Consider the following 21082-nt stretch of genomic DNA (forward strand, 5'->3'; position numbering starts at 1 on the left):
TCAGCCTCTCCTGATCGTTTCTGCAAGGCGGCTTACGACAGTCTCCGGATCAGAACGCAGGTCGCATTCCCAAACTGTGATTACGGTCCATCCGGCATCTTCTAAGAAAGCAGCGTTTCGTGCGTCTCTTTGAACATTGCCTTCAAATTTGGCAGCCCAGAATTCGGGGCGGGTTGAAGGCATTGTCGCGTTCCGGCAGCCAGCGTGGCGATGCCAGAAACAACCATGGACAAAAATGGCAACCTGGTACTTCGGAAGAATGATATCCGGTTTGCCCGGAAGGTCTTTAGCATGAAGTCGGAAACGGAAACCTGCTCTGTGAAGAAGTGAGCGCAAAAGAAGCTCAGGCTTCGTATTGCGACCCGTGATTCGCGACATATTCCAGCTTCTGCGTTCTGCTGAAATCGTGTCCGCCATCATCGGCCCCGGATGGATGCCAAGACCTCTGCGACAATGCTGGCAATCTGTTTTGCGAGTTGGGGGGGGACGGCATTCCCGACTTGGTGGTACTGCGCTGTACGCGGGCCCGAGAAGAAATAATTGTCAGGAAAAGTTTGAAGCCGGGCAGCCTCCCGAACAGTGAGGCTGCGGCACTGCAGCGGGTCGTAGTGGATGAAATAATGCCCGTCTTTCGAAATATGAGAGGTAACCGTTGTTGAGACATGATCTGCAAGCTGTACGCGGAACCGATCGGAAAACATTTTGCCAGTCCGTCCCAGTTCAACATTCTGATGGTCGGGTAGCAGCGCCTCGGGAAAGTCTGAGAGCTTAGGTGAACGGCCCGTCGTTTGCGCAAAAGTTGCGGCGTACAAATAGCGTCTGAGATCCGATGCCATATGGCTTCGCGACTCATGCAGGGTGAGAACATTCAGTCGGTCATCGTAAAGATTGCTGAGGATGGGATGTGTAGACCTGCGATTCGGATACCTGCCAGAAGAGCTGTTTTTCGGCGATCGCAGCGCGATGACGTTTTCGTGACTGAGAAGCTCTGCCAGATCACTCGCATAATCGGCACCATCGAGCTGACGCCGAATGTTTACTCTGGAAATATTCTGAAGCTCCGCCTGCCATGCCGCGAAACTGTCTGGCGCTTTGGAAAGTCCGCTGCGGATAGCAGGCAGTGAGCCAATGGTTTCCTGCACAGTCGGGCTGGCAAGCTTCTGGAGAATTCCTGGCCGCACTTTAAGGTCGCCACGTATGCCGACGATGAACATACGGTGCCGGGCCTGCGGTATCCCGTGATCTTCAGCCCTAACCACGAAAAGACGTGGGTCCACTCCAGTATCGGCCATCTCCTCTTCAGATAGAGAATACAGCTTATAGGTGAGGTCGCTAGGCGCCCCCCTTATTCCGTTGCCGGGCTGTTGCAGATCACGGACGATCCTGCTTATGGCCGATACACCCTCAATGGTCGCCGAAAGAAGTCCTTTCACATTCTCCATAACGAAGATAGGTGGTCGGTGGTCTGCAATGATGCGGAGATATTCGAGATAAAGGGTGTGGCGTTCATCCTGCTCAAAGCCTGGACGGCTCATCATCCTGGAACGCCCCACGAGCGAATAGGCCTGACAAGGGGGGCCACCAACAAGAGCCCATCTGTCGGAACCGGCCAGTCGTTCGGTAATCAGGCTTTTTACTTCAGCATGCGATTCCGGTCCGAGAGAAATGCGCAGAGCACTGGCGCTGGCGTGAGCGTAGGCATCCGGGTATGCCGCAAACAGGTCGTTGATAGTTATGCGCTTTGCAAGGAAATGGTAATACTCTTCCGGAGCCTGACCCTCCGGGAAGTGGCGCATAAAGTGGCGTAGAAGAAGGGTCTGGTGTGAGAACTCATCCCGCTCAATCGACACAACGCTTCGAAACTGCGCGCTGCCGTGGTCATCTCTTGACGAGGCAAAGCCTTCTCCAAGCCCGCCGGGACCGGCGAAAAGATCGACGACAGGATAGGAATCATCAATCTTCGGGGGAGCACTCGTACGCGGAAAGACCTTGACCGGCTTCTCACTATCTAATTCTACTTCCCGCAGTGCTCGCATTTATCGTTCGCTTTCAGAATTCCAACGTGCGAAATCCAACACGCACCAAGTCTTGCTGCATGTCTTTGTCGACATGGTCAATGCCTGTCATGGTCGATTAAGCGCTCATCTTAGCTACTTTGCCTACCGACGCAACTAAATCTATGCGTGTTATTTATGGACCAAGCGAGTAACAACCAACAGCGACCCGGCAGACGGCTAAGTCTTCGGCCGATTGCCCAGCATAGGTCGCCTTAGATTGGCAGCTTAGGCGCTATCCGAAGAGCAGGCGCGAAGCCAGTATGACGGAACACCCCTCCGCCAAAAATCCGCATAATCAGTTGATTTAAGTGCCTAATATGGCGGCGGACCGATCCTGATCCTAGCGCCAATCTCAGTATCCCTACGCAAAAACATACTTTGTCAGGAAAATCTTTCAGGAGATTTCACGGCGACAACTGTTCGCCGGTATCCCTGTCGCATGACCAGTGTTTCCCGCCTTACCAACGTCGTCGCCGTCCCCGGCTTACTATCAATAAACTGCGATGGGCGGGCAGTTACGCGCGTCGTAGATGGCACTGCAGAACAATGACCATGACACCACGCCAAGAGCGCTTTGTTGACGAATACCTTAAGGACTTAAACGGAACCAAAGCAGCTATCCGCGCTGGCTTCTCCCGTCATTCCGCCAAGGACCAAGCATCGCAGATGCTTGCCAATCCAGAAATAGCCGCGGCGGTCGACGCGGCCAAAGTCGCCCGTTCGCATCGGACCGGCATTGATGCCGATTGGGTTCTAACGCGGCTGGCCGAAGAAGTGGAGGCCGATCTAGCCGACCTCTACAATGACGACGGCTCCCTGCTGCCCGTCGAGGAATGGCCGCTGATCTGGCGGCAGGGCCTCGTTTCGGGCTTCGATGTTGAGGAGCTTTTTGGTGGCAAGGGCGAAGAGCGCAAGCAAGTCGGCATTGTGCGCAAGCTCCGTCTGTCTGACCGCCTCAAGCGGCTTGAGCTGATCGGCAAACACATCAACGTTAATGCGTTTCAGGATACTGTAGAGGTCAGAGGACTGTCTGCCCTAGCCGATAGGCTCGATCGCGCTCATAAGCGATTGGCGGCGGACGAGGAGGGCAAAGCCGATGGCTGAGCCCTCGCCTTTATCCTGCTGGGCTCTTCCAGCTTCCCGACGTGCTCGCCGCCTCGTGTTCGCATTGCCCGCCGATCTCGGCGCCAGTCTGGTCCCTCGATGTCGTCGCGCCCGAACAGGTCGACTTGGTCTATCGCCCGATCATACCGCTTGAACCGATCGACGGCGCGCGTATGCGAAAAGCTGATGCCGCCGAAGCCTAGACTTCGCACTGTGCAATTCAACTGCGGCATGGACGGCGCTCATCAAGGTGGCGCCCCGCTGCTATGTTCGGCGTGCGGATACCTGCCGCCTAGTTGGTGGCGACAGTAATCACGATCTGCAGTGCGGTTGGAAACCGTGTATCTCCCATTGACGGAGACATAACATCCGGATGTGCCTCAGCAAGCACTGATGGGTTCTGCCTGACCTAAACTTCGTCAAAACACCTTCGGGGTATCGGGCATGGCGCCCGCTGCAACGGTCCTTTAGGTTTTTCCCGGCATCCTAGGGGCAGTCCAACCTTGTTTTCAATGATGTTCCGCTCTTTTCAGACGCGCATTCAGGGAGATCAGCCGGTTCTGGAACGGTACGCGGCTATCATGACGCGTGCCGAGCGTAAGATTTTTGCCCTGCTGCAAGCCGGTCGCCAGTGGAAAGGCGATATTCATACCACGCTTTATCCCGACTTCGGCATCTCGGCGACGCACCTTGACATGGTCTATCGCCAGCTTCTCGCTCGGCTGCAGTCGTTGCGGGGGATCGGGCTCCGCCATATTCGGGAATGGGAGCTGCGGCTCGCGATAACGCGCCGCTCTTTAGGCCGAATGAAGCAGGCTCTTCAGAAACAGGCTTCGGCAATCGCGAAACTCGTCGCAGAAGACGTCGAGCTGACCCTTAAAATTCAAGGTCTAAAGCGCGCGCTTGGGAACGCCAGGCATGTGGCGCTGCGTATCCGTCCGTTAAAGACCCTGCTGGATGGTTCGTACCGCAAACGCCGACTGCTGGCCCGCATGCGCGTTAGAAGACGCAAGCTGCTGCGAGGACTGCATTATGGCCAGCGCAAAGAGCAGCGGTTGAGACACCGCATCGCCAGAGAGCGCGCCAAGCTTGAGAGGCCGTCCCTCTGCTTCGGCACGCGCAAGGCATTCAGGGCGTGTTTTCTCAGGCCAGGTGCGATTGGCGGGGCGACCAGATGGCGCGAGCTCCGTGAAGGACGTTTCACGCTTGAAGGCGACAGCTTCCGCGAGAGCGGGAATCCATTCGCGCGTCTGAAACCGCACGCGGACGGCACCTTCGATCTCGAACTGCGCTTGCCGTACGCCCTTCGCGAGCTCGCCGAAGTGTGCTGCACGGTCAAGAACTCGCGACAGTATATTGTAAGATTCCGGGGGCTCCGCTTCCAGCATGGTCAACGTGACCTTGAGCAGGCCCTTGCTGGGCATCGACCAATCACGATCACCTTCATGAAGGACACAACCTCATGGCGGCTGATAGCGTCATTCCGGCAGGATATTCCCGAAGTGCAAACGCTGCCGCGGGCGGGGGCGATTGGCGTTGACTTCAATGCCAGCCACGCTGCGGCCGTCTTCATCGATGCGGCCGGCAACCCGGGACGAACGTTTTCCGCCCCCGCGTCTACGCGTGGCATGTCCGCCAATCAGTCGACGGACCTGATAAAAAAATCTGCGGCCAGGCTGATTGCAGAGGCCAAAGCCGCGCGGTTGCCGGTCGTAATCGAACAGCTCGATTTCTCTTACAGACGCGTCGTTGCGGAGCATTGGCGTGGCCCGGCTTACATGCGCGCACTCTACCGGCTACCCTACGCCAAGTTTCGGGAAGCCATGCTTTCTGCGGCGGCGCGGAACGGCGTGCGCCTCTTCCAGGTGGCTTCCCACAATTCTTCTCGTTCCGGCCATCAGCGGTTCGCCCGAAGATATGGCCTCAGCATCCATCACGCGGCGGCGGTGGTCATCGCCCGTCGTGCGATGATAAAATCCGAACAACGCTCCCTCCTGCCTGGGTCCTATCCGGGCAAGGTATCCCAGTGGCACCCGACCGCTACCCGTGAGGAAAGGAAGGCATGTACCGGGAAGCCTGGAGGGAGCATCGATCGGATCGATAGCGGCGGCGCAGCAGGCGCGCAGTCCGTCGGCGGACGTTCGCCGACCCGTCGGGCCCACCGGCTCGATAGCGGGTGAGCCGGAGCACCGGTTCATGGAGTTGATTGGCATCTAAGGAAGGTTTCCGGAGATGTCACGCCAGTCGGGAGGTCACGGCAAACCTCCTGCCGCGGAAATGCGAACTGACGCTGGGTTTCCGGCGCCGAATTACGAGGTTTACACCCCGAGACGCGCAATTATGTGCAGCGGGTGATTGAGAATTTTGAAGTGTACAAGGCCAGGTTGGGCGAGACGCCCGACATCGTGCGCGACCTGGTCGGCGGCCGCTCCTCCTGAGACCGCTTGCAGAATGAGGCACCGGCGCTAACCTCCCTGGCAACAGGGAGATGGCGATGACGACGGATTTCAAGAGCGGCTTCGCAGCGCAGGCGATCAGCACGGCCGACGGCCTCACGCTGCATGCCCGGGACTATGGCAGCGCGCATCGGGACAGCCTCCCCGTCATCTGCCTGCCCGGCCTGACGCGCAATGCCCGCGACTTCCACCAGCTGGCGATGATGCTTTCGAGCCATCCGCAATCGCCTCGCCGCGTCATCGCCTTGGATTATCGCGGCCGCGGACAATCGGATTGGGATCATAACAAGGCGAACTACAGCATCGCCGTCGAGGCGCAGGATGTGCTCGCCCTCTGCGAGACGCTCGGCATCCACCGCGCCGTCTTCATCGGCACCTCCCGCGGCGGGCTGATTCTGCATCTGATCGCCGTGATGAAGCCGGAGCTATTGGCGGGTGTGGTGCTGAACGATGTCGGGCCGGTGCTGGAGGTCGAAGGGTTGCGGCATATCCAGAACTATCTCGGCCATGCCAGAGCGCCCCGTGATTGGGACGATGCGGCGGCCATCCTGCGGGAGCTACACGGCAAGGCGTTTCCGGCGCTCGGCGCCGATGACTGGCGGGAGATGGCGGAAGCGCTCTACCGCCGCGATGGCGACCGGATCGTCAGCGATTTCGATCCGGCGATTGCGGAAGCGATGGTTGCGGCGGATCTCAGCAAGCCGTTGCCGGATATGTGGGCACAGTTCGAAGCGATGAGACTGGTGCCGCTGCTGGTCGTCAGGGGTGAGAACTCGACGCTGCTGTCGGAGAAAACGGTCGGGGAGATGGTGAAGCGGCATCCAAACAGCCAAGGGCTGATCGCGGCGGGGCAAGGGCATGCGCCGTTGCTGCATGTCGATGGGGTTGGCGAGCGCGTCGTGCAGTTCGTCAATGCCTGCAGATAGACGAACAGCGCCCTTTCTAACGAACTAAGTCCGCAGCAATACCTGCAATACAAAAAGCCCGGCTCAGAGAGCCGGGCCTTCCTGATGAGACCGAAGTCAGATCAGATTAGAATGCACGCTGCAGGCGGAAGAAGCCTTCAACGCCATCAGCATCGTCGACGCCGACAGCAGAACCGACGTCACCGTAATCCTGGCTAACGTAGGTAACTGCCAGCTTCGTGGAGAGGTTCTCTACGATCTGGTAGTCAAGCGTTACGCCAGCGCGCCACTCATGACCGTCATCCCAGCCGTCGCCACCGTTGGCGTAGAATTCCGGAATGATGTTGGCGGTGTACTGAACGCCGGGGGTGATGGTCAGCTTGTCGGTCGCCTTGATGGCGTACTGAGCAGCAACAGCCCATTCACCCTGGATGAAGTAGGCGCTCGGGCCAGAAGACCAGATCGCTGCCAGGCCGATCGTGCCCGGACCTACGTCGAAGCCAACCTTCGCACGGATCGCACCGTTCTCAGCGTCCATGTCGTAACCGCCGAGCAACTGGTAGGTGAAGCCACCGACCGTGCCGCCAACAGCAGCGTCGATACCGAGGTTGTTGCCACCTTCCAGCCAGTCGATGTCCGGAACGCCAGCGGCAGACAGCGGAGCGAACGGCGAGTAGCCGCTAGCCGGCTGGATTTCTTCCAGTGCGACACCAGCGTAGAAGTCGCCAGACTCATACTGATAACGGATGGAGTTGAAAGACGTCGTGCCAGAGTTCGTTACGTCGAATTCACCCGAGAAGTCGTCGTCCCACCAGTTGAAGAGCTTACCAACGCGCAGACCAGCGATATCGATGTAAGCGGTGTCGAGAACGGTTTCGTTCTGAGCGCCACCGAGAACGCCTGCCGGACGGTAGTTAGCCTGGTAAACGATTACGCCGGTGAGCGGGCCGTATTCGGTGTCGCTCTTAGCCGTGAACTGAACCTGACCGCGGGTACGAACGTCCCAGTCTTCATCACCACCGTTGTCAGCGAAATCGCCGAAAGCGAAGTTTACGTCAAAACGAACGTAACCTTCGATCTTGAGGCAGGTTTCGGTGCCCGGGATGTAGAAGTAGCCAGTGCCGTATGCGTCGCAAACGCGAACGTATTCTACTGCTTCCGGCTCAGCTGCGACGATTGCGTCGGCAGCCTGTGCGCCAGATACTACTGCCAGAGCAGCAGCGGAGCCGAGAAGAAGGCTCTTGATTGTCATTGGTGACCTCCAATTCAAAGTTTCGATCGGGTCTGGGATTTTTCGCCGTTAGAGCAGCGTTCCCTGCCCCATCCCCATGTTTCAAGAAGTCGGACGATCAACCGCCCTCGCTTCCGAGGTTGAAAATACAAGACGGCGTCCGTCACGCGTGAACTCGCTGCGGTAATCATAGGTCGATGGATGGTTAGCCCTCGGGTTCCACAATCTACTGCCGGGCGTTCCGCATGAGGCGCGGCCACGCGACGCTGGCTTCCCGAGAGCGTTTGACAGGTGCGCCGGGTAGGGGAGCAGTCGATGCCGCCCATGAGCTCTGACGGCCTGCTGTGAAGCGAGCGGAGAAAACCCGGTGAGCACGGAAAAGCAGATGGGGCCACATGCGCGGTACGAGATCGTTAGTCGCATACTGCCCGATCCACAGCGCTGAGCCGGTGCGATGGAACACCCCTTCGCCAAAAGTTCTGGATTGATCTAACTGGCTGATATGGCATAGGGCCTACCGTGATACTAGCGCCGATCCCATCATCCCTACGCAAAACCATAGTTTTCTAAAAAACCTTTCAGAAGATTCCACGGCGACAACTGTTCGCCGGTATCTCTGACCCATGACCAGTATTTCCAGCCTTCCCAACGCCGTCGCCTTCGCACAGTCGGGCTTACTATCAATGACTCGCGATGGCGGATGGTTGAGCCTTCGCCTCTATCCTGCAGGGCTTCTTGGACTGCCAGATGTTCTCGCCGCCTCCTGTCCGCGCTCCTCGCCTGATCCTAGCGCCTGCTTTGTCCCTCGATGCCGTCGCGCCCGAACCGGTCGACTTGGTCTATCGCGCGATCATACCGCTTGAACCGATCAACGGCTAATCAGAATGCAGCCCGTGCAGCGCAGAAATTGGAGTACGACTAATGACAACAGTTAAGATTGAACCAGCGAAGCGTTCGCACATTGGCGATATCGCCGCGCGTATGCGCAAAGCTGATGCCGCCGAAGCATTCGCCGCGTCGCGTCGGTTGCCCTCCCAGGCCCTAGACTTCGCACTGTGCAATTCAACTGCGGCATGGACGGTGCTCATCAAGGGGAAACCCGCTGCCATGTTCGGCGTGGGCGATGTCGGTGGCCCGGCATCTATCGGCGCTCCGTGGCTACTAGGAACGGATGCAGTTGAATGGAATTTCCGGCCGCTTCTTCGCCAGTCGATAAGCTTCAGAGAGCAGCTAATAAGTTCCTATGACACGCTCATAGGCTTTGTTGACGCTCGCAACACTCTCTCCATTCGCTGGCTCGAATGGCTGGGTCTTACGTCCCGTTTCCCTGTCACGCATGGCGGCCAAGAGTTTCGCATGTTCCAATCAAGGGCGGCCAATGTGTGATCTAAGCCTAGCGCTTGCGATCGGCTCAACAGTGATCGGTGCCGCTGGACAGGTCCAGCAAGCCAGCGCCGAATCTGCCGCCGACAAGTACAATGCCCAGGTCGCGGACATGAACGCCACGCTTGCCGACAAGAAAGCGCGTGACGATATCACCGCAGGCCAGCAGGAAGAGCAGCGCAAGCGCCTGGAAACGGCGCAGCTTGAGGGCAAGCAGAAAGCAGCGATGGCCGCCAACGGCGTTGATCTGAATTTCGGCTCTCCGCTGGATACGCTAGTTGACACCGCCAAGATCGGAGAGCTTGACGCGCTCAATATCCGCACTAACGCGTACCGGGCCGCGTACAACGACAAGGTACAAGCAACCAATTTCCAGAACGAAGCAATCATGGATCGGGCCAAGTCGTCCTACGATGCAGAGGGCGGATATCTCGGCGCCGTGGGAACAATCCTCGGCGGCGCAGGCAAGGCCTTCAGCCCTAAAGACATGAGATGGTGACTTTAGCTCAATCGCGTAACGCTAGTTGCCACGGACCGTTTAGAAGGCGAGCGCTAAACAACGAAGGGAGGCAGAGCCCCGGCGACCGATGCCAGCAATAAGCCAGCGCCGTCGATACGTCCAAAACGTCTCCGGAGTTGCCCACTGCCGGTAACCGACGGTGACATATTCAAGCTAAGGCGGCTAGGTTGCGAAAGCAATACGGGTGCGCTGTTTCTAGCCACCCTGCGACGGCATTAAGCATCTTGCTGTCGACATTTTTGACCGACTGAGCGGCTTCTCCAACCGCGCCCGCTTGCTGCTCCTTGCTCTCTTTCTGTACGCAGTATCCGCCGTTGGTAAGATGCGAATGTATAAATCACAACAGACGGTGCGATATCGGCGTAAATTGCAGGTGTGTTGCTCATTAAATTCTTAAAATTGCGATAATATAGGCTCCCGCTTCCTAATAATTTCAGATAAAAGCTCGGTATCATTCGGAGTGTTCAATGATGACGAGGATATAAATGGACGAAGATGATATAGTTTCTCTGGAGACTTCACTTGGCCGTGAAATTTTTAAGGCGAGAGCGGTAATTGCGGCGATGCCAGCCAGCATAGATTTAGCCACCGAAACAGCCCTTATCGAGACCGCAAGCGCAGAGGCCTGCCGGATGGCTCGCGATATACTATCGCAACACGGCGGCAGCATTAGGGTTTTCTTAAAAGCCGAAGCTTGGCTCGATGGCACATACCCAGCCGAGACCTGCCAATGAACACAGTGTTTTTGCTAATGGCGCAGTACAACGGCGCGGCGATCGTCCCATTGGACGCTGTATGTCGTGACTATTTTAGCCACCTAACGCCGCAGCAGTTCGCCCGCAAAGTCAACGCGGGCGATATCGATATCGTGATGACGCGGATCGAGAACAGCCAGAAGACAGCAATGGGTGTTCACATTCAAGATTTGGCCGCCTACATCGACCTACGAAGAGCGATCGCGCAAAAAGAGTGCGACCAATTGCACAGCCGATACAAAAATAGAGGCCGCGCATAGTCCGCCTGAAACGTCGCGCAGAACCTTGGCTCCCATTGCTGGGCTTCTTATCCTGAGGTCTGATAGTCGTTGCAACAGCCGCAACAAACCGGCTCTGCTGGGATCGCCGCTAGGATCGAAATTCGCACTTCGAAGAAGTTTGCTCTCAAAACAGGGAGTTAAGAGAGAAGATATGGCGGACAAGGTGGGATTCGAACCCACGGTACGCTTTCACGTACACACGCGTTCCAGGCGTGCGCCTTAAACCACTCGGCCACCTGTCCTGCTTTTTTGATTGGCGTCAGTGGACGCAAATCGTTGGAACGGCGCGATATATACCGATGAATTTTCGAGGATCAACCTAAATCTAACAGATTTTTGACTTCTTCGGATAAAACTCCGCCCGCGTCATGCATTGCGCTTTCCAGGACACGGACTTATCGTGGCCCTGAGGGCGGAAAATGGCGTGGCTGGCCGGGGTTTTCGGCATCGGGTGCGCCGGAGGGTTTTATGCGTTTCTTGTTGCGTTTGAGTAGTCTTGTCGCGCTTGCCGTTGCGGTGATCGCGGGGACCATCGATTCCATCCAGTCCGTTGCGGCCTCCGCCGTGGTGATGACGCCGATGGGCGATGCCTGGCAGGATGTCAGTCCCGCCTCGCTTTTGGCGCTGCAGTCCGCAACCGCTTATTATATCCACCCGCGCTTCTACGCTTTCATCTTCCAGTGGCTGATGCTGCAGCCCGCTTTTGGCGTGTTTCTGGTGCTTGCGTTGCTGCTCTGGATGGTCGGATATAAGAAGCCCCCGGTTGCAGGCCGCTTCACGGCCTGATCAGCGAAAAAGCGGTTTCGCAGTGGCTTTTGCGCAGAAATCAGCCTGATTGAACTGATTTTCGGCATCCCCGGCAAATTTTTACCACCCGAAAAATTTCTCGTGAAATTTTCATTCAGCCATGCAAGGATGCGCGAAGCCAGGCCTCCGGGGGGAGGCCGGTGGTTCCGCAGACATGCCTCGCAGAAGGCTTGCGGGAGGACCCCTAACAAATAGCAACAACAGGGCTGCAACTCATGAAAAAAACCCTCCTTTCTCTCCTGGCCGTGGCCGCGATGTCCACGACGGCGCTCGCCGCTGACATCAAGCCGGCTCTCGTTTACGGCACCGGCGGAAAGTTCGATAAGTCCTTCAACGAAGCTGCCTACAATGGCGCTGAAAAGTTCAAGAAGGAAACCGGTATCGCTTATCGCGATTTCGAGCCGACCGGCGATACGCAGGGCGAGCAGGCTATCCGCAACTTCGCAAGCCGCGGCTTCAACCCGGTTGTTGCCGTCTCCTTCGCCTGGACCTCGGCGGTCGAAAAGGTTGCTGCTGAATTCCCGGACACCAAGTTCATCATCGTTGACGCCGTCGTGGACAAGCCGAATGTCCGTTCGGTCGTCTACAAGGAAGAAGAAGGCTCCTTCCTCGTTGGAGTTCTCGCCGGCATGGCATCGAAGACCGGCAAGGTCGGCTTCGTTGGCGGCATGGACATTCCGCTGATCCGCAAGTTCGAATGCGGCTATGAGCAGGGCGCTCGCTCGGTCAAGGCAGACGTTGAAGTGTTTCAGAACATGACCGGCACGACCGGTGCTGCCTGGAACGACCCGGTTCGCGGCGGTGAGCTCACCAAGAACCAGATCGACCAGGGCGCTGACGTCGTTTACGCGGCAGCTGGCGCAACCGGTCTCGGCGTTCTCCAGACGGCTGCCGACAACAAGAAGCTGTCGATCGGCGTCGACTCCAACCAGAACTACCTGCATCCGGGCTCGGTCCTGACCTCGATGGTCAAGCGCGTCGACCTCGCCGTTTACAACGCCTATTCCGACACCAAGAACGACAAGTTCACCGGTGGCGTTCAGGCTCTCGGCGTCAAGGAAGACGGCGTTGCCGCTGCGATCGACGAAAACAACAAGTCGCTGATCACGCCGGAAATGCAGGCTGCTGTCGACAAGGCAAAGGCTGACATCATCGCAGGAACCATCAAGGTTCACGACTACACGTCGGACAACGCTTGCCCGAAGTGATCCGCGATTGAGATGGGCGTATGGCGTGTTGATTTCACCGCCATACGCCCTTTTCTTATTTGGAGCCTGCTGTGACAGACACGCCCGCAATCGAACTCGTGGGCATCGATAAGAAATTCGGTGCCGTCCACGCAAACAAGGACATCAACCTTACCGTCGCCAAGGGCTCGATCCATGGCATCATCGGAGAAAACGGTGCCGGTAAGTCGACTTTGATGTCGATCATCTACGGTTTTTATCACGCCGACGCCGGAGAAATCCGCGTCAATGGCACGCCGATCTCGATCCGCGACAGCCAGACGGCGATTGCCGCCGGTATCGGCATGGTGCACCAGCACTTCATGCTGGTCGACAATTTCACGGTGCTTGAGAATATCATGCTCGGCGCCGAAGGCGGCGCGCTGCTCGCCAAGGGCGTAGCTTCTGCTCGCGCCGAGCTGAAGCGGCTGGAAAAGGAATACGGCCTTGAGGTCAATCCTGACGCGCTGATCGAGCAGCTTCCGGTCGGCTTGCAGCAGCGCGTCGAAATCCTGAAGGCCATGTATCGTGGCGCCGAGATTCTCATCCTCGACGAGCCGACGGGCGTTCTGACCCCGGCCGAAGCCGATCACCTGTTCCGCATCCTCAAGGTCCTGCGCGACCAGGGCAAGACCGTCATCCTCATCACCCACAAGCTGCGCGAGATCATGGCGATCACCGATACGGTATCGGTCATGCGCCGCGGCGAAATGGTGGCGACCCGCAAGACGGCCGAGACGACGGTCGAAGAGCTCGCCGAGCTTATGGTCGGCCGCCGCGTTCTGCTGCGCGTCCAGAAGGGTGAATCCAATCCGGGCAAAGTCATCCTGTCGGTCAAGAACCTGACGGTGAAGGACAACCGCGGTGTCACCATGGTCGACAACGTCTCCTTCGATGTCCGGGGCGGTGAGATCGTCGGCATTGCCGGCGTTGCAGGTAACGGCCAGTCGGAACTGCTCGAAGCCATCGCCGGCATCCGCAAGCCGGCATCCGGCGAAATCCTGCTCGACGGCCAGCCGATCGACAAGGCCGATCCCGCGCGCCTGCGCGAACTCGGTCTCGCTCATATTCCCGAGGACCGTCATCACATGGGTCTGGTCCTGAAATTCGAGGAATACGAGAACTCGGTCCTCGGCTATCACCGCAAGCCGGCCTATAGCAAAGGCCCGCTGCTCGATCTCGATGCCATCCGCAAGGATGCCATGGAGAAGATCGAGAAATACGATATTCGCCCGCCGAACCCGCGCCTGAAGACTGCGAACTTCTCCGGTGGCAACCAGCAGAAGATCGTCGTCGCCCGTGAGATCGAGCGTGATCCGTCGGCTCTCATCATCGGTCAGCCGACCCGTGGCGTCGATATCGGCGCCATCGAATTCATTCACCGCCGGATCATCGAGATGCGCGATGCGGGCAAGGCGATCCTGCTCGTCTCCGTCGAACTCGACGAAATCCGTGCCCTTTCCGACCGTATCCTTGTCATGTTTGCCGGCCATGTCGTCGGCGAGAAGACGCCCGATGCCGGTGAACAGACCCTCGGCCTGATGATGGCCGGCATTGCCGCGTGAGGCCTGAATGAGCACTGCTTCCGTACCCCTACCGCGATGGATCAATTACGGCCTCATCCCGTTCCTGAACCTTCTCGTCGCTTTCCTGATCTCCGGCTTCGTCGTCTGGCTGATCGGCGAGAGCCCGCTTGATGCGCTCTCCCTGCTGATCGAAGGCGCTTTCGGCAGCGGCGAAGGCATCGGCTTCACGCTGTTTTACGCCACGAGCTTCATCTTCACCGGCCTCTCGGTCGCCGTCGCCATCCATGCGGGCCTCTTCAATATCGGCTCGGAAGGTCAGGCCTATCTCGGCGGTCTCGGCTGCGCGCTGGTGGCATTGGCGCTCGACAATTACGTACCCTGGTATGTGACGATGCCGATCGCCGTCCTCGGCGCCGGCATCTTCGGCGCTGCCTGGGCCTTCGTCCCGGCCTATCTGCAGGCCAAGCGCGGCAGCCACATCGTCATCACGACGATCATGTTCAACTATATCGGCGCGGCGCTGATGGTGTATCTCCTGGTGCATGTGCTGATCGTGCCGGGCAAGATGGCGCCGGAAACGCGCACCTTCCTCGATGGCGGCCAGCTGCCGAAGCTCGGATGGATCATGGAGATATTCGGCGGCAAGCTCGGTGCTGCGCCGTTCAACGTCTCCTTCATCATCGCGCTCGTCGTCGCCTGGCTCGTCTGGCTGCTGATCTGGCGCACCAAGCTCGGCTTTGAAATGCGCACGCTCGGCGTCAGCCCGACGGCTGCCGCCTACGCCGGCATCCCCTATGCCCGCACGGTCATGATCGCCATGCTGCTCTCGGGCGCACTGGCCGGCATGATGGCGCTGAACCCGGTCATGGGTGCGTCTGCCCGCCTGCAGGTCGAATTCGTCGGTGGCGCCGGCTTCGTCGGCATCGCCGTCTCGCTGATGGGCCGCAATCATCCGCTCGGCATCATCTTCGCGGCAATCCTCTTCGGCGTTCTCTATCAGGGCGGCGACTGGATTTCCTTCGAGATGCCGAACATCACCCGTGAGATGATCCTGGTCATCCAGGGTCTCGTCATCCTCTTTGCCGGTGCTCTTGAATACATGTTCCGCCCGGCGATGGTTCACATCTATCAGCGGCTAACGGGCAAGTGAGGGCGAGCGATGGATTATTATGACATCTTCATCAGCGTTCTCAGCTCGACGATCCGTCTGTCGATACCGCTGATCTTCACCGCGCTTGCCGGCTTGTTCTCCGAACGTGCAGGCGTCTTCGATATCGGCCTTGAGGGCAAGATGCTGGGCTCGGCCTTTGCCGCCGCCTGCGTCGCCTATGTCACCGATTCCGCCTGGCTCGGCCTCGTTGCGGGCATCCTCTGCTCGGTGGCGCTCAGCCTGGTCCATGGCTTTGCCTCGATCACCAATCGCGGCAACCAGATCATCTCGGGCGTCGCCATCAACTTCTTCATTGCCGGTATCACCATCGTGCTCGGCCAGGCGTGGTTCGGCCAAGGCGGGCGCACGCCGCAACTGGCAGGCGAGGCACGCTTCTCGCCGATCATCCTGCCGGGCGCCGATGCGCTGCGCGAAGTTCCCGTCATCGGTCCGCTCTATGCGAATGTGATTTCAGGCAACAACATCCTGACCTATCTCGCTTTCGTGGCGGTGCCGCTCTCCTGGTGGATCCTCTACCGCACGCGCTTCGGTCTTCGCCTGCGCGCCGTCGGTGAAAATCCGGGTGCGGTCGATACCGCAGGCATCTCAGTCACATGGCTGCGCTACCGCGCCGTCATGTGCGCCGGCATCCTCTGCGGTTTCTCCGGCACCTATCTGGCGATCGCCCAGTCGGCGGCCTTCATCAAGGACATGTCTGCAGGCAAGGGCTATATCGCGCTCGCTGCGCTCGTTTTCGCCAAGTGGAAGCCGGTGCCCGTCATGTTCGCCTGCCTGCTGTTCGGTTTCCTCGATGCGCTGGCAAACTTCATGCAGGGCAAGCAGGTGCCGCTGATCGGCGAAGTGCCGGTGCAGATCTTCCAGGCGCTGCCTTACGTCCTCACCTGCGTGCTGCTGGCCGGTTTCATCGGCGTAGCAATCCCGCCGAAGGCCGGCGGCGTGCCCTATACGAAGGAACGTTGATCCATGTCCCACGACCTGTTCGAGGCCGCCCGCGGCGCCATGGCTTTCGCCCACGCGCCCTATTCGAAATTCCCCGTCGGCGCGGCCATCCGCGCCGAGGATGGCAAGGTCTATACCGGCGCCAATATCGAGAACCTCTCCTTCCCGCAGGGCTGGTGCGCCGAACCGACGGCAATCAGCGCCATGATCATGGGCGGCGCCAAGAAGATCGTCGAGATGGCCGTCATTGCCGAGAAGCTGCCGCTCTGCCCGCCCTGTGGCGGCTGCCGCCAGAAGATCTCGGAATTCGCCTCGAAGGACACCAAGATCTATCTCTGTGACGAGGTGGGCGTGAAGAAGACCATGACCATGGAAGAGCTTCTGCCGTTCAGCTTCGAGACCGAACTCGGATGAACGCGGCGATCGACCTGCTCGTCGGAAAGCTCGGCGGGCTCGTGCCGCGCCACGGGATCATTCTCGGGTCCGGCCTCGGCTCGCTCGTCGGCGAGCTGGAGAACCCGGTTCGCGTTGCCTACAAGGATCTGCCCGGCTTTCCCGTGAGCGCCGTATCCGGCCATGCGGGCGAGGTCGTTGCCGGCCGTCTCGGCGGCGTACCCGTCATCATGCTCTCGGGCCGCGTGCACTTCTACGAAAAGGGCGATGCCAATGCCATGCGCCTGCCGATCGAGGTTCTCAAGGGCCTCGGCGTCCAGTCGCTGTTTCTGACCAATTCGGCTGGATCCTTGCGCGAGGAAATGCCGCCGGGTTCGGTGATGCAGATCACCGATCACATAAACTATTCCGGCATCAACCCGCTGATCGGCGAGGAAAGCGATCGCCGCTTCGTGGGCATGACTAATGCCTACGATGCTGAGCTCACGGTCGCGATGCGCAAGGCTGCCGAGAAGCTCGGCATCAAGCTATCGCATGGCGTCTATATGTGGTTCTCCGGCCCGAGCTTCGAAACGCCGGCCGAGATCCGCATGGCCCGCATTCTCGGCGCTGATGCCGTCGGCATGTCGACGGTGCCGGAAGTGATCATTGCCCGAATGTTGGGCCTCAGGGTTGCAGCAGCCTCGGTAATCACCAATTATGGGGCCGGCATGACCGGTGCCGAACTCAGCCACGACGAAACGAAAGACATGGCGCCCGTTGGCGGCGCGCGTCTCGCAGCCATCCTCAAGGAAATGGTCGCGGGTGGAGGAAGCAACAATGACTAATCACACGCACAAGGAGACGGCGGCAGTCGCGCTCTCCCTGCTCGATCTGACGAACCTCAAGGACGATTGCACCGAAGCGCAGATCGATGCGCTCTGCGAACGGGCCCAGACGCCCTTCGGAAACAGCGCCGCAATCTGCATCTGGCCGCGTTTCGTCGCCCGCGCCCGCACTGTCCTTGGCAAGGGCCACAAGGTCAGGATCGCAACTGTCGTCAACTTCCCGTCGGGCGATATGGAAATCGCCGATGTCGCCGCCGAAGCCCGCGAAGCGATCGCCGACGGCGCAGACGAGATCGACCTGGTCATTCCCTATCGCAAATTCCTGGCTGGCAACGAGAAGGCTGTCACCGACATGGTTTCCGCCATCCGTGCCGAATGCGGCAGCGGCACGCTGCTGAAAGTCATCCTCGAAACCGGCGAGATCAAGGATCCCACGCTTATCCGCCGTGCCTCAGAGCTGGCGATCGAAGCCGGTGCCGATTTCATCAAGACCTCGACCGGCAAGGTTGCGGTCAACGCCACGCTAGAGGCGGCCGATATCATGATCCGCGCCATCCGCCAGAGCGGCCGAAAGGTCGGCTTCAAACCGGCTGGCGGCATCAGCTCCGTTGCGGATGCCGGGCTTTATCTCAGCCTGGCCGAAACCATCATGACCCCGGATTGGCCGATGCCCTCGACCTTCCGCTTCGGTGCCTCCGGCGTCCTGGACGATATCCTGGCGGTCCTCAGCGGCACGCAGCCCGCGCCCGCCAAGGCCTCGAGCTACTGAGCATGATCCCGCAGGAGATCATCCGGCGAAAGCGAAACGGCGAGACGCTCTCTTCCGGAGAGATCGAAGCCTTCGTCACGGCGCTGGCAAAGGGGCATCTGTCCGAGGGGCAGATCGGCGCCTTTGCCATGGCCGTCTGGTTCAAGGGGATGACCCGGGCCGAGACGGTGGCGCTGACGCTGGCCATGGCGAATTCCGGCGATATGCTGACTTGGGAAGGCATCGACCGCCCCATTGCCGACAAGCATTCGACCGGCGGCGTTGGCGACAACGTCTCACTGATGCTGGCCCCGATCGCGGCGGCCTGTGGCCTTGCCGTGCCGATGATCTCGGGCCGCGGGCTCGGTCATACCGGCGGCACGCTGGATAAGCTGGAATCCATACCAGGCTATCTGATCACCCCGGATGCCGCCCTGTTCCGCAAGGTGGTGAAGGAAGCCGGCTGCGCCATCATCGGCCAGACGGGTGCGCTAGCCCCTGCCGATGGCAAGCTCTACGCCGTGCGCGATGTGACCGCGACCGTGGACTCCGTCCCGCTGATCACGGCCTCGATTCTGTCGAAGAAGCTCGCTGCCGGATTGCAAACGCTGATCCTCGACGTGAAGACCGGCAGTGGCGCCTTCTTGACGGATGCCGATGAAGCGAAGACGCTGGCAAGCTCGCTGGTCGAGGTTGCCAATGGCGCCGGCGTAAAGACCTCGGCACTGCTGACCGATATGAACGAGCCGCTGGCGGACGCTGCTGGTAATGCGGTCGAAATCTGGAACTGCCTCGATTTTCTGTCCGGCAACAAGGCCGGTACACGGCTGGAAGCAATCGTGTTGGCCTTTGCTGCGGAGATGCTGGTCGGGAGCGGCGTGGCCGCCTCGCTTGCCGATGGTGAAGTAAGCGCCCGCCAGGCGCTCTCCTCAGGCCACGCGATGGAAACCTTCGCACGGATGGTATCTATGCTTGGCGGCCCCGCGGATTTCGTCGAAAGCCCCGCCAGATATCTGAGGGCCGCGCCGGTGCAGAAGCCGGTGTTGGCGCAGGAGGGCGGCTGGCTGGCAAGCTGTGATGCGAGAGAGGCCGGCATGGCCGTCATCGATCTCGGCGGCGGGCGGCGGCATCCATCCGACAGGATCGACCATCGCGTCGGCTTCTCCGGCCTGCTGCCGCTCGGCACGCAGGTGGAAAAGGGCCAGCCGATCGCCTTCGTCCACGCCGCCGACGATGCGGCGGCAGAGCGGGCCGCGGCTGCGATAATCGCGAATTACAAGATATCCGGCGACAAGCCGAAGCTGCCGCCGGTCATATCTGGCCGCGTCTGATCTTACTGCTTGAGGCTGAGCGCGCCGTCGGCGACGGAATAGGAGTCGAGCTTCTTCAGGAAGCTCATGCCGACAAGCGTCTGCGACAGGGCATCATCACGGAGAACGAAGGCTTCGACGCCCTGAACCCGGATGCCGCCGATCTCCATGCGATCGAGCGTGACATGGGCGGCCTTGGTCTGGCCGTTCGCGGTGTTGACGGCATAGCGGAAGTCGAGCTGATTGCCGCCATAGCCGAGACGGCGGGCAAGGCTTTCGTTGAGCGCCACATAGGTCGCGCCCGTGTCGATCATGCCCTGAACAGGCTTGCCGTTGATCTTGAAGTCGCCGTTGAAATGGCCCTGGGCGTCGGCCTGCAGGCGCATGCTGCCGCTGCCTGCGATGGGCGAGGGCGCTGCAGCCTGGTCGGGCGCGGCGGAAACGTAATTTGCGGAAACGGGGGTATCGGCCGGCTGCGGGCTCATCGCCAGAAACAGCGAGGGCACCTGGGTCGCCAGAGCCGCGGCAATGCTCGCGAAAATGACTGTACGCATGAGCATGAAACAGAAATCCTTCCTGCATAAACCGCGCATCATGCGAGGCCTCATTCTCAAGCTGCTACGCCATAATTGCTGACAAGTTGCTAACGCCGAAACGCAAATGGCCCGGATCGCGGATCCGGGCCATGTTTGTGCACCGATTTGGTAAATCGGAAATTGACGTTACTTCGTCCCGTACATGCGGTCGCCGGCATCGCCGAGGCCGGGCATGATGTAGCCCTGCTCGTTCAGATGGCTGTCGATCGACGCGGTAAAGACCGGCACATCGGGATGTTCCGCACGGAAATTCTTCAGGCCTTCCGGTGCCGCAAGCAGGCAGAGGAAGCGGATATTGCGCGCACCGCGCTCTTTCAGCTTGTCGATTGCCGCGATCGCCGAATTACCCGTGGCCAGCATCGGATCGACGACGATGATCAGACGCTCGGAAATATCTTCGGGCGCCTTGAAGAAATACTCGACCGGCTGCAGCGTCTCGTGATCGCGATAGACGCCGATATGCGAAACGCGGGCCGAGGGCACGAGATCGAGCATGCCTTCGAGCAGGCCGTTGCCAGCGCGCAGGATCGAGGCGAAAACCAGCTTCTTGCCTTCAAGGACCGGAGACTCGATCGTCTGCAGCGGCGTTTCGATGGTCTCCATCGTCAGCTCGAGATCGCGGGTGACCTCGTAGCAGAGCAGCGTCGAGATTTCGCGCAGCAACCGGCGGAAGCTGCCCGTCGATGTCTCCTTGCGCCGCATGATCGTCAGTTTGTGCTGGACGAGCGGATGATCGATGACGGTTACGCCTTCCATGGCCAAGCCTTCCTTTGATTATTGTTATCCGACGTTTCTTCCATCTAAATCGCCCGGACTGCAAGAGTGCAGGCGATTTTCACAGCATCAT

The 21082-nt window shown here is 59.4% G+C and carries 21 protein-coding genes and 1 tRNA gene; 16 read left to right on the forward strand and 6 right to left on the reverse strand.

The window, feature by feature from the left end; all coding sequences use genetic code 11:
- A complete protein-coding gene (locus ABIE40_RS00720) occupies window positions 1–417 on the reverse strand; it encodes a very short patch repair endonuclease (RefSeq protein WP_199629813.1) in 417 nt (138 codons plus the stop codon).
- Window positions 417–2036, reverse strand: coding sequence for a DNA cytosine methyltransferase (locus ABIE40_RS00725; RefSeq protein WP_199629812.1), 1620 nt, complete (start codon window positions 2034–2036; stop codon window positions 417–419). The genes ABIE40_RS00720 and ABIE40_RS00725 overlap by 1 nt, the downstream gene beginning before the upstream one ends.
- Before the next feature lie 567 nt (window positions 2037–2603).
- Between ABIE40_RS00725 and ABIE40_RS00730 the strand changes: the two genes are divergently transcribed.
- From ABIE40_RS00730 to ABIE40_RS00740, 3 genes are all read left to right on the forward strand, one after another.
- A complete protein-coding gene (locus ABIE40_RS00730; protein ID WP_199629811.1) occupies window positions 2604–3161 on the forward strand; it encodes a terminase small subunit in 558 nt (185 codons plus the stop codon).
- 503 nt (window positions 3162–3664) lie between these two features.
- Window positions 3665–5341: a hypothetical protein gene (locus ABIE40_RS00735; RefSeq protein ID WP_199629810.1), complete on the forward strand. Its 1677-nt coding sequence runs from the start codon at window positions 3665–3667 to the stop codon at window positions 5339–5341.
- A gap of 314 nt (window positions 5342–5655) precedes the next feature.
- Complete coding sequence (locus ABIE40_RS00740) at window positions 5656–6543, forward strand: alpha/beta fold hydrolase (protein ID WP_199630046.1); 888 nt, start codon at window positions 5656–5658, stop codon at window positions 6541–6543.
- 106 nt (window positions 6544–6649) lie between these two features.
- On the opposite strand, the gene ABIE40_RS00745 is transcribed toward ABIE40_RS00740, so the two are convergent.
- Window positions 6650–7774 (reverse strand): porin, encoded by a 1125-nt coding sequence (locus tag ABIE40_RS00745; protein ID WP_199630047.1) that lies wholly within the window; start codon window positions 7772–7774, stop codon window positions 6650–6652.
- 900 nt (window positions 7775–8674) lie between these two features.
- Between ABIE40_RS00745 and ABIE40_RS00750 the strand changes: the two genes are divergently transcribed.
- The 4 genes from ABIE40_RS00750 (at window position 8675) to ABIE40_RS00765 (ending at window position 10671) form a co-directional block, all read left to right on the forward strand.
- A complete protein-coding gene (locus tag ABIE40_RS00750; protein ID WP_199625917.1) occupies window positions 8675–9139 on the forward strand; it encodes a hypothetical protein in 465 nt (154 codons plus the stop codon).
- Complete coding sequence (locus ABIE40_RS00755) at window positions 9132–9635, forward strand: virion core protein, T7 gp14 family (RefSeq protein ID WP_199625918.1); 504 nt, start codon at window positions 9132–9134, stop codon at window positions 9633–9635. Before ABIE40_RS00750 ends, ABIE40_RS00755 begins: the two co-directional genes overlap by 8 nt.
- Before the next feature lie 506 nt (window positions 9636–10141).
- On the forward strand, window positions 10142–10390 hold the full coding sequence (locus tag ABIE40_RS00760; RefSeq protein ID WP_199625919.1) for a hypothetical protein: 249 nt from the start codon (window positions 10142–10144) through the stop codon (window positions 10388–10390).
- The gene (locus tag ABIE40_RS00765; protein WP_199625920.1) at window positions 10387–10671 is read left to right on the forward strand and encodes a pyocin activator PrtN family protein; all 285 of its coding nucleotides are present in this window, start codon (window positions 10387–10389) and stop codon (window positions 10669–10671) included. Before ABIE40_RS00760 ends, ABIE40_RS00765 begins: the two co-directional genes overlap by 4 nt.
- A gap of 173 nt (window positions 10672–10844) precedes the next feature.
- Here ABIE40_RS00765 and ABIE40_RS00770 read toward each other — a convergent pair.
- A tRNA-Ser gene (locus ABIE40_RS00770) sits at window positions 10845–10934 on the reverse strand.
- Window positions 10935–11160: 226 nt separating this feature from the next.
- On the opposite strand from ABIE40_RS00770, the gene ABIE40_RS00775 reads away from it, so the two are divergent.
- From ABIE40_RS00775 to deoA, 9 genes are all read left to right on the forward strand, one after another.
- Complete coding sequence (locus tag ABIE40_RS00775) at window positions 11161–11478, forward strand: hypothetical protein (RefSeq protein WP_112714080.1); 318 nt, start codon at window positions 11161–11163, stop codon at window positions 11476–11478.
- A 236-nt stretch (window positions 11479–11714) separates the two neighbouring features.
- The gene (locus ABIE40_RS00780; RefSeq protein WP_130279344.1) at window positions 11715–12707 is read left to right on the forward strand and encodes a BMP family lipoprotein; all 993 of its coding nucleotides are present in this window, start codon (window positions 11715–11717) and stop codon (window positions 12705–12707) included.
- Between the two features lie 71 nt (window positions 12708–12778).
- A complete protein-coding gene (locus tag ABIE40_RS00785; protein ID WP_112714076.1) occupies window positions 12779–14290 on the forward strand; it encodes an ABC transporter ATP-binding protein in 1512 nt (503 codons plus the stop codon).
- A gap of 7 nt (window positions 14291–14297) precedes the next feature.
- Entirely contained in the window at window positions 14298–15401 is a 1104-nt protein-coding gene (locus tag ABIE40_RS00790) for an ABC transporter permease (protein WP_112714074.1), read from the forward strand.
- A gap of 9 nt (window positions 15402–15410) precedes the next feature.
- A complete protein-coding gene (locus tag ABIE40_RS00795; RefSeq protein WP_199625921.1) occupies window positions 15411–16382 on the forward strand; it encodes an ABC transporter permease in 972 nt (323 codons plus the stop codon).
- 3 nt (window positions 16383–16385) lie between these two features.
- Window positions 16386–16775 carry a cytidine deaminase gene (locus ABIE40_RS00800; RefSeq protein WP_037130908.1) on the forward strand — a complete coding sequence of 130 codons (390 nt, stop codon included), beginning with the start codon at window positions 16386–16388 and terminating at the stop codon, window positions 16773–16775.
- Window positions 16772–17581, forward strand: coding sequence for a purine-nucleoside phosphorylase (locus ABIE40_RS00805; RefSeq protein WP_199625922.1), 810 nt, complete (start codon window positions 16772–16774; stop codon window positions 17579–17581). The genes ABIE40_RS00800 and ABIE40_RS00805 overlap by 4 nt, the downstream gene beginning before the upstream one ends.
- The gene (gene deoC / locus ABIE40_RS00810; RefSeq protein WP_199625923.1) at window positions 17574–18350 is read left to right on the forward strand and encodes a deoxyribose-phosphate aldolase; all 777 of its coding nucleotides are present in this window, start codon (window positions 17574–17576) and stop codon (window positions 18348–18350) included. Before ABIE40_RS00805 ends, deoC begins: the two co-directional genes overlap by 8 nt.
- Window positions 18351–18352: 2 nt before the next feature.
- Window positions 18353–19660, forward strand: a complete 1308-nt coding sequence (gene deoA / locus ABIE40_RS00815; protein ID WP_199625924.1) for a thymidine phosphorylase — start codon at window positions 18353–18355, stop codon at window positions 19658–19660.
- 2 nt (window positions 19661–19662) lie between these two features.
- Here deoA and ABIE40_RS00820 read toward each other — a convergent pair whose 3' ends face one another.
- Together ABIE40_RS00820 and upp are read right to left on the reverse strand one after the other, a co-directional pair.
- Window positions 19663–20235, reverse strand: a complete 573-nt coding sequence (locus ABIE40_RS00820) for a TIGR02281 family clan AA aspartic protease (RefSeq protein ID WP_112714064.1) — start codon at window positions 20233–20235, stop codon at window positions 19663–19665.
- Between the two features lie 126 nt (window positions 20236–20361).
- Window positions 20362–20991: a uracil phosphoribosyltransferase gene (gene upp / locus ABIE40_RS00825; protein ID WP_112714402.1), complete on the reverse strand. Its 630-nt coding sequence runs from the start codon at window positions 20989–20991 to the stop codon at window positions 20362–20364.
- Window positions 20992–21082 lie beyond the last annotated feature (91 nt).

The sequence above is a fragment of the Rhizobium sp. OAE497 genome, assembly GCF_040546565.1.
In the GTDB taxonomy this organism is placed as follows: domain Bacteria; phylum Pseudomonadota; class Alphaproteobacteria; order Rhizobiales; family Rhizobiaceae; genus Rhizobium.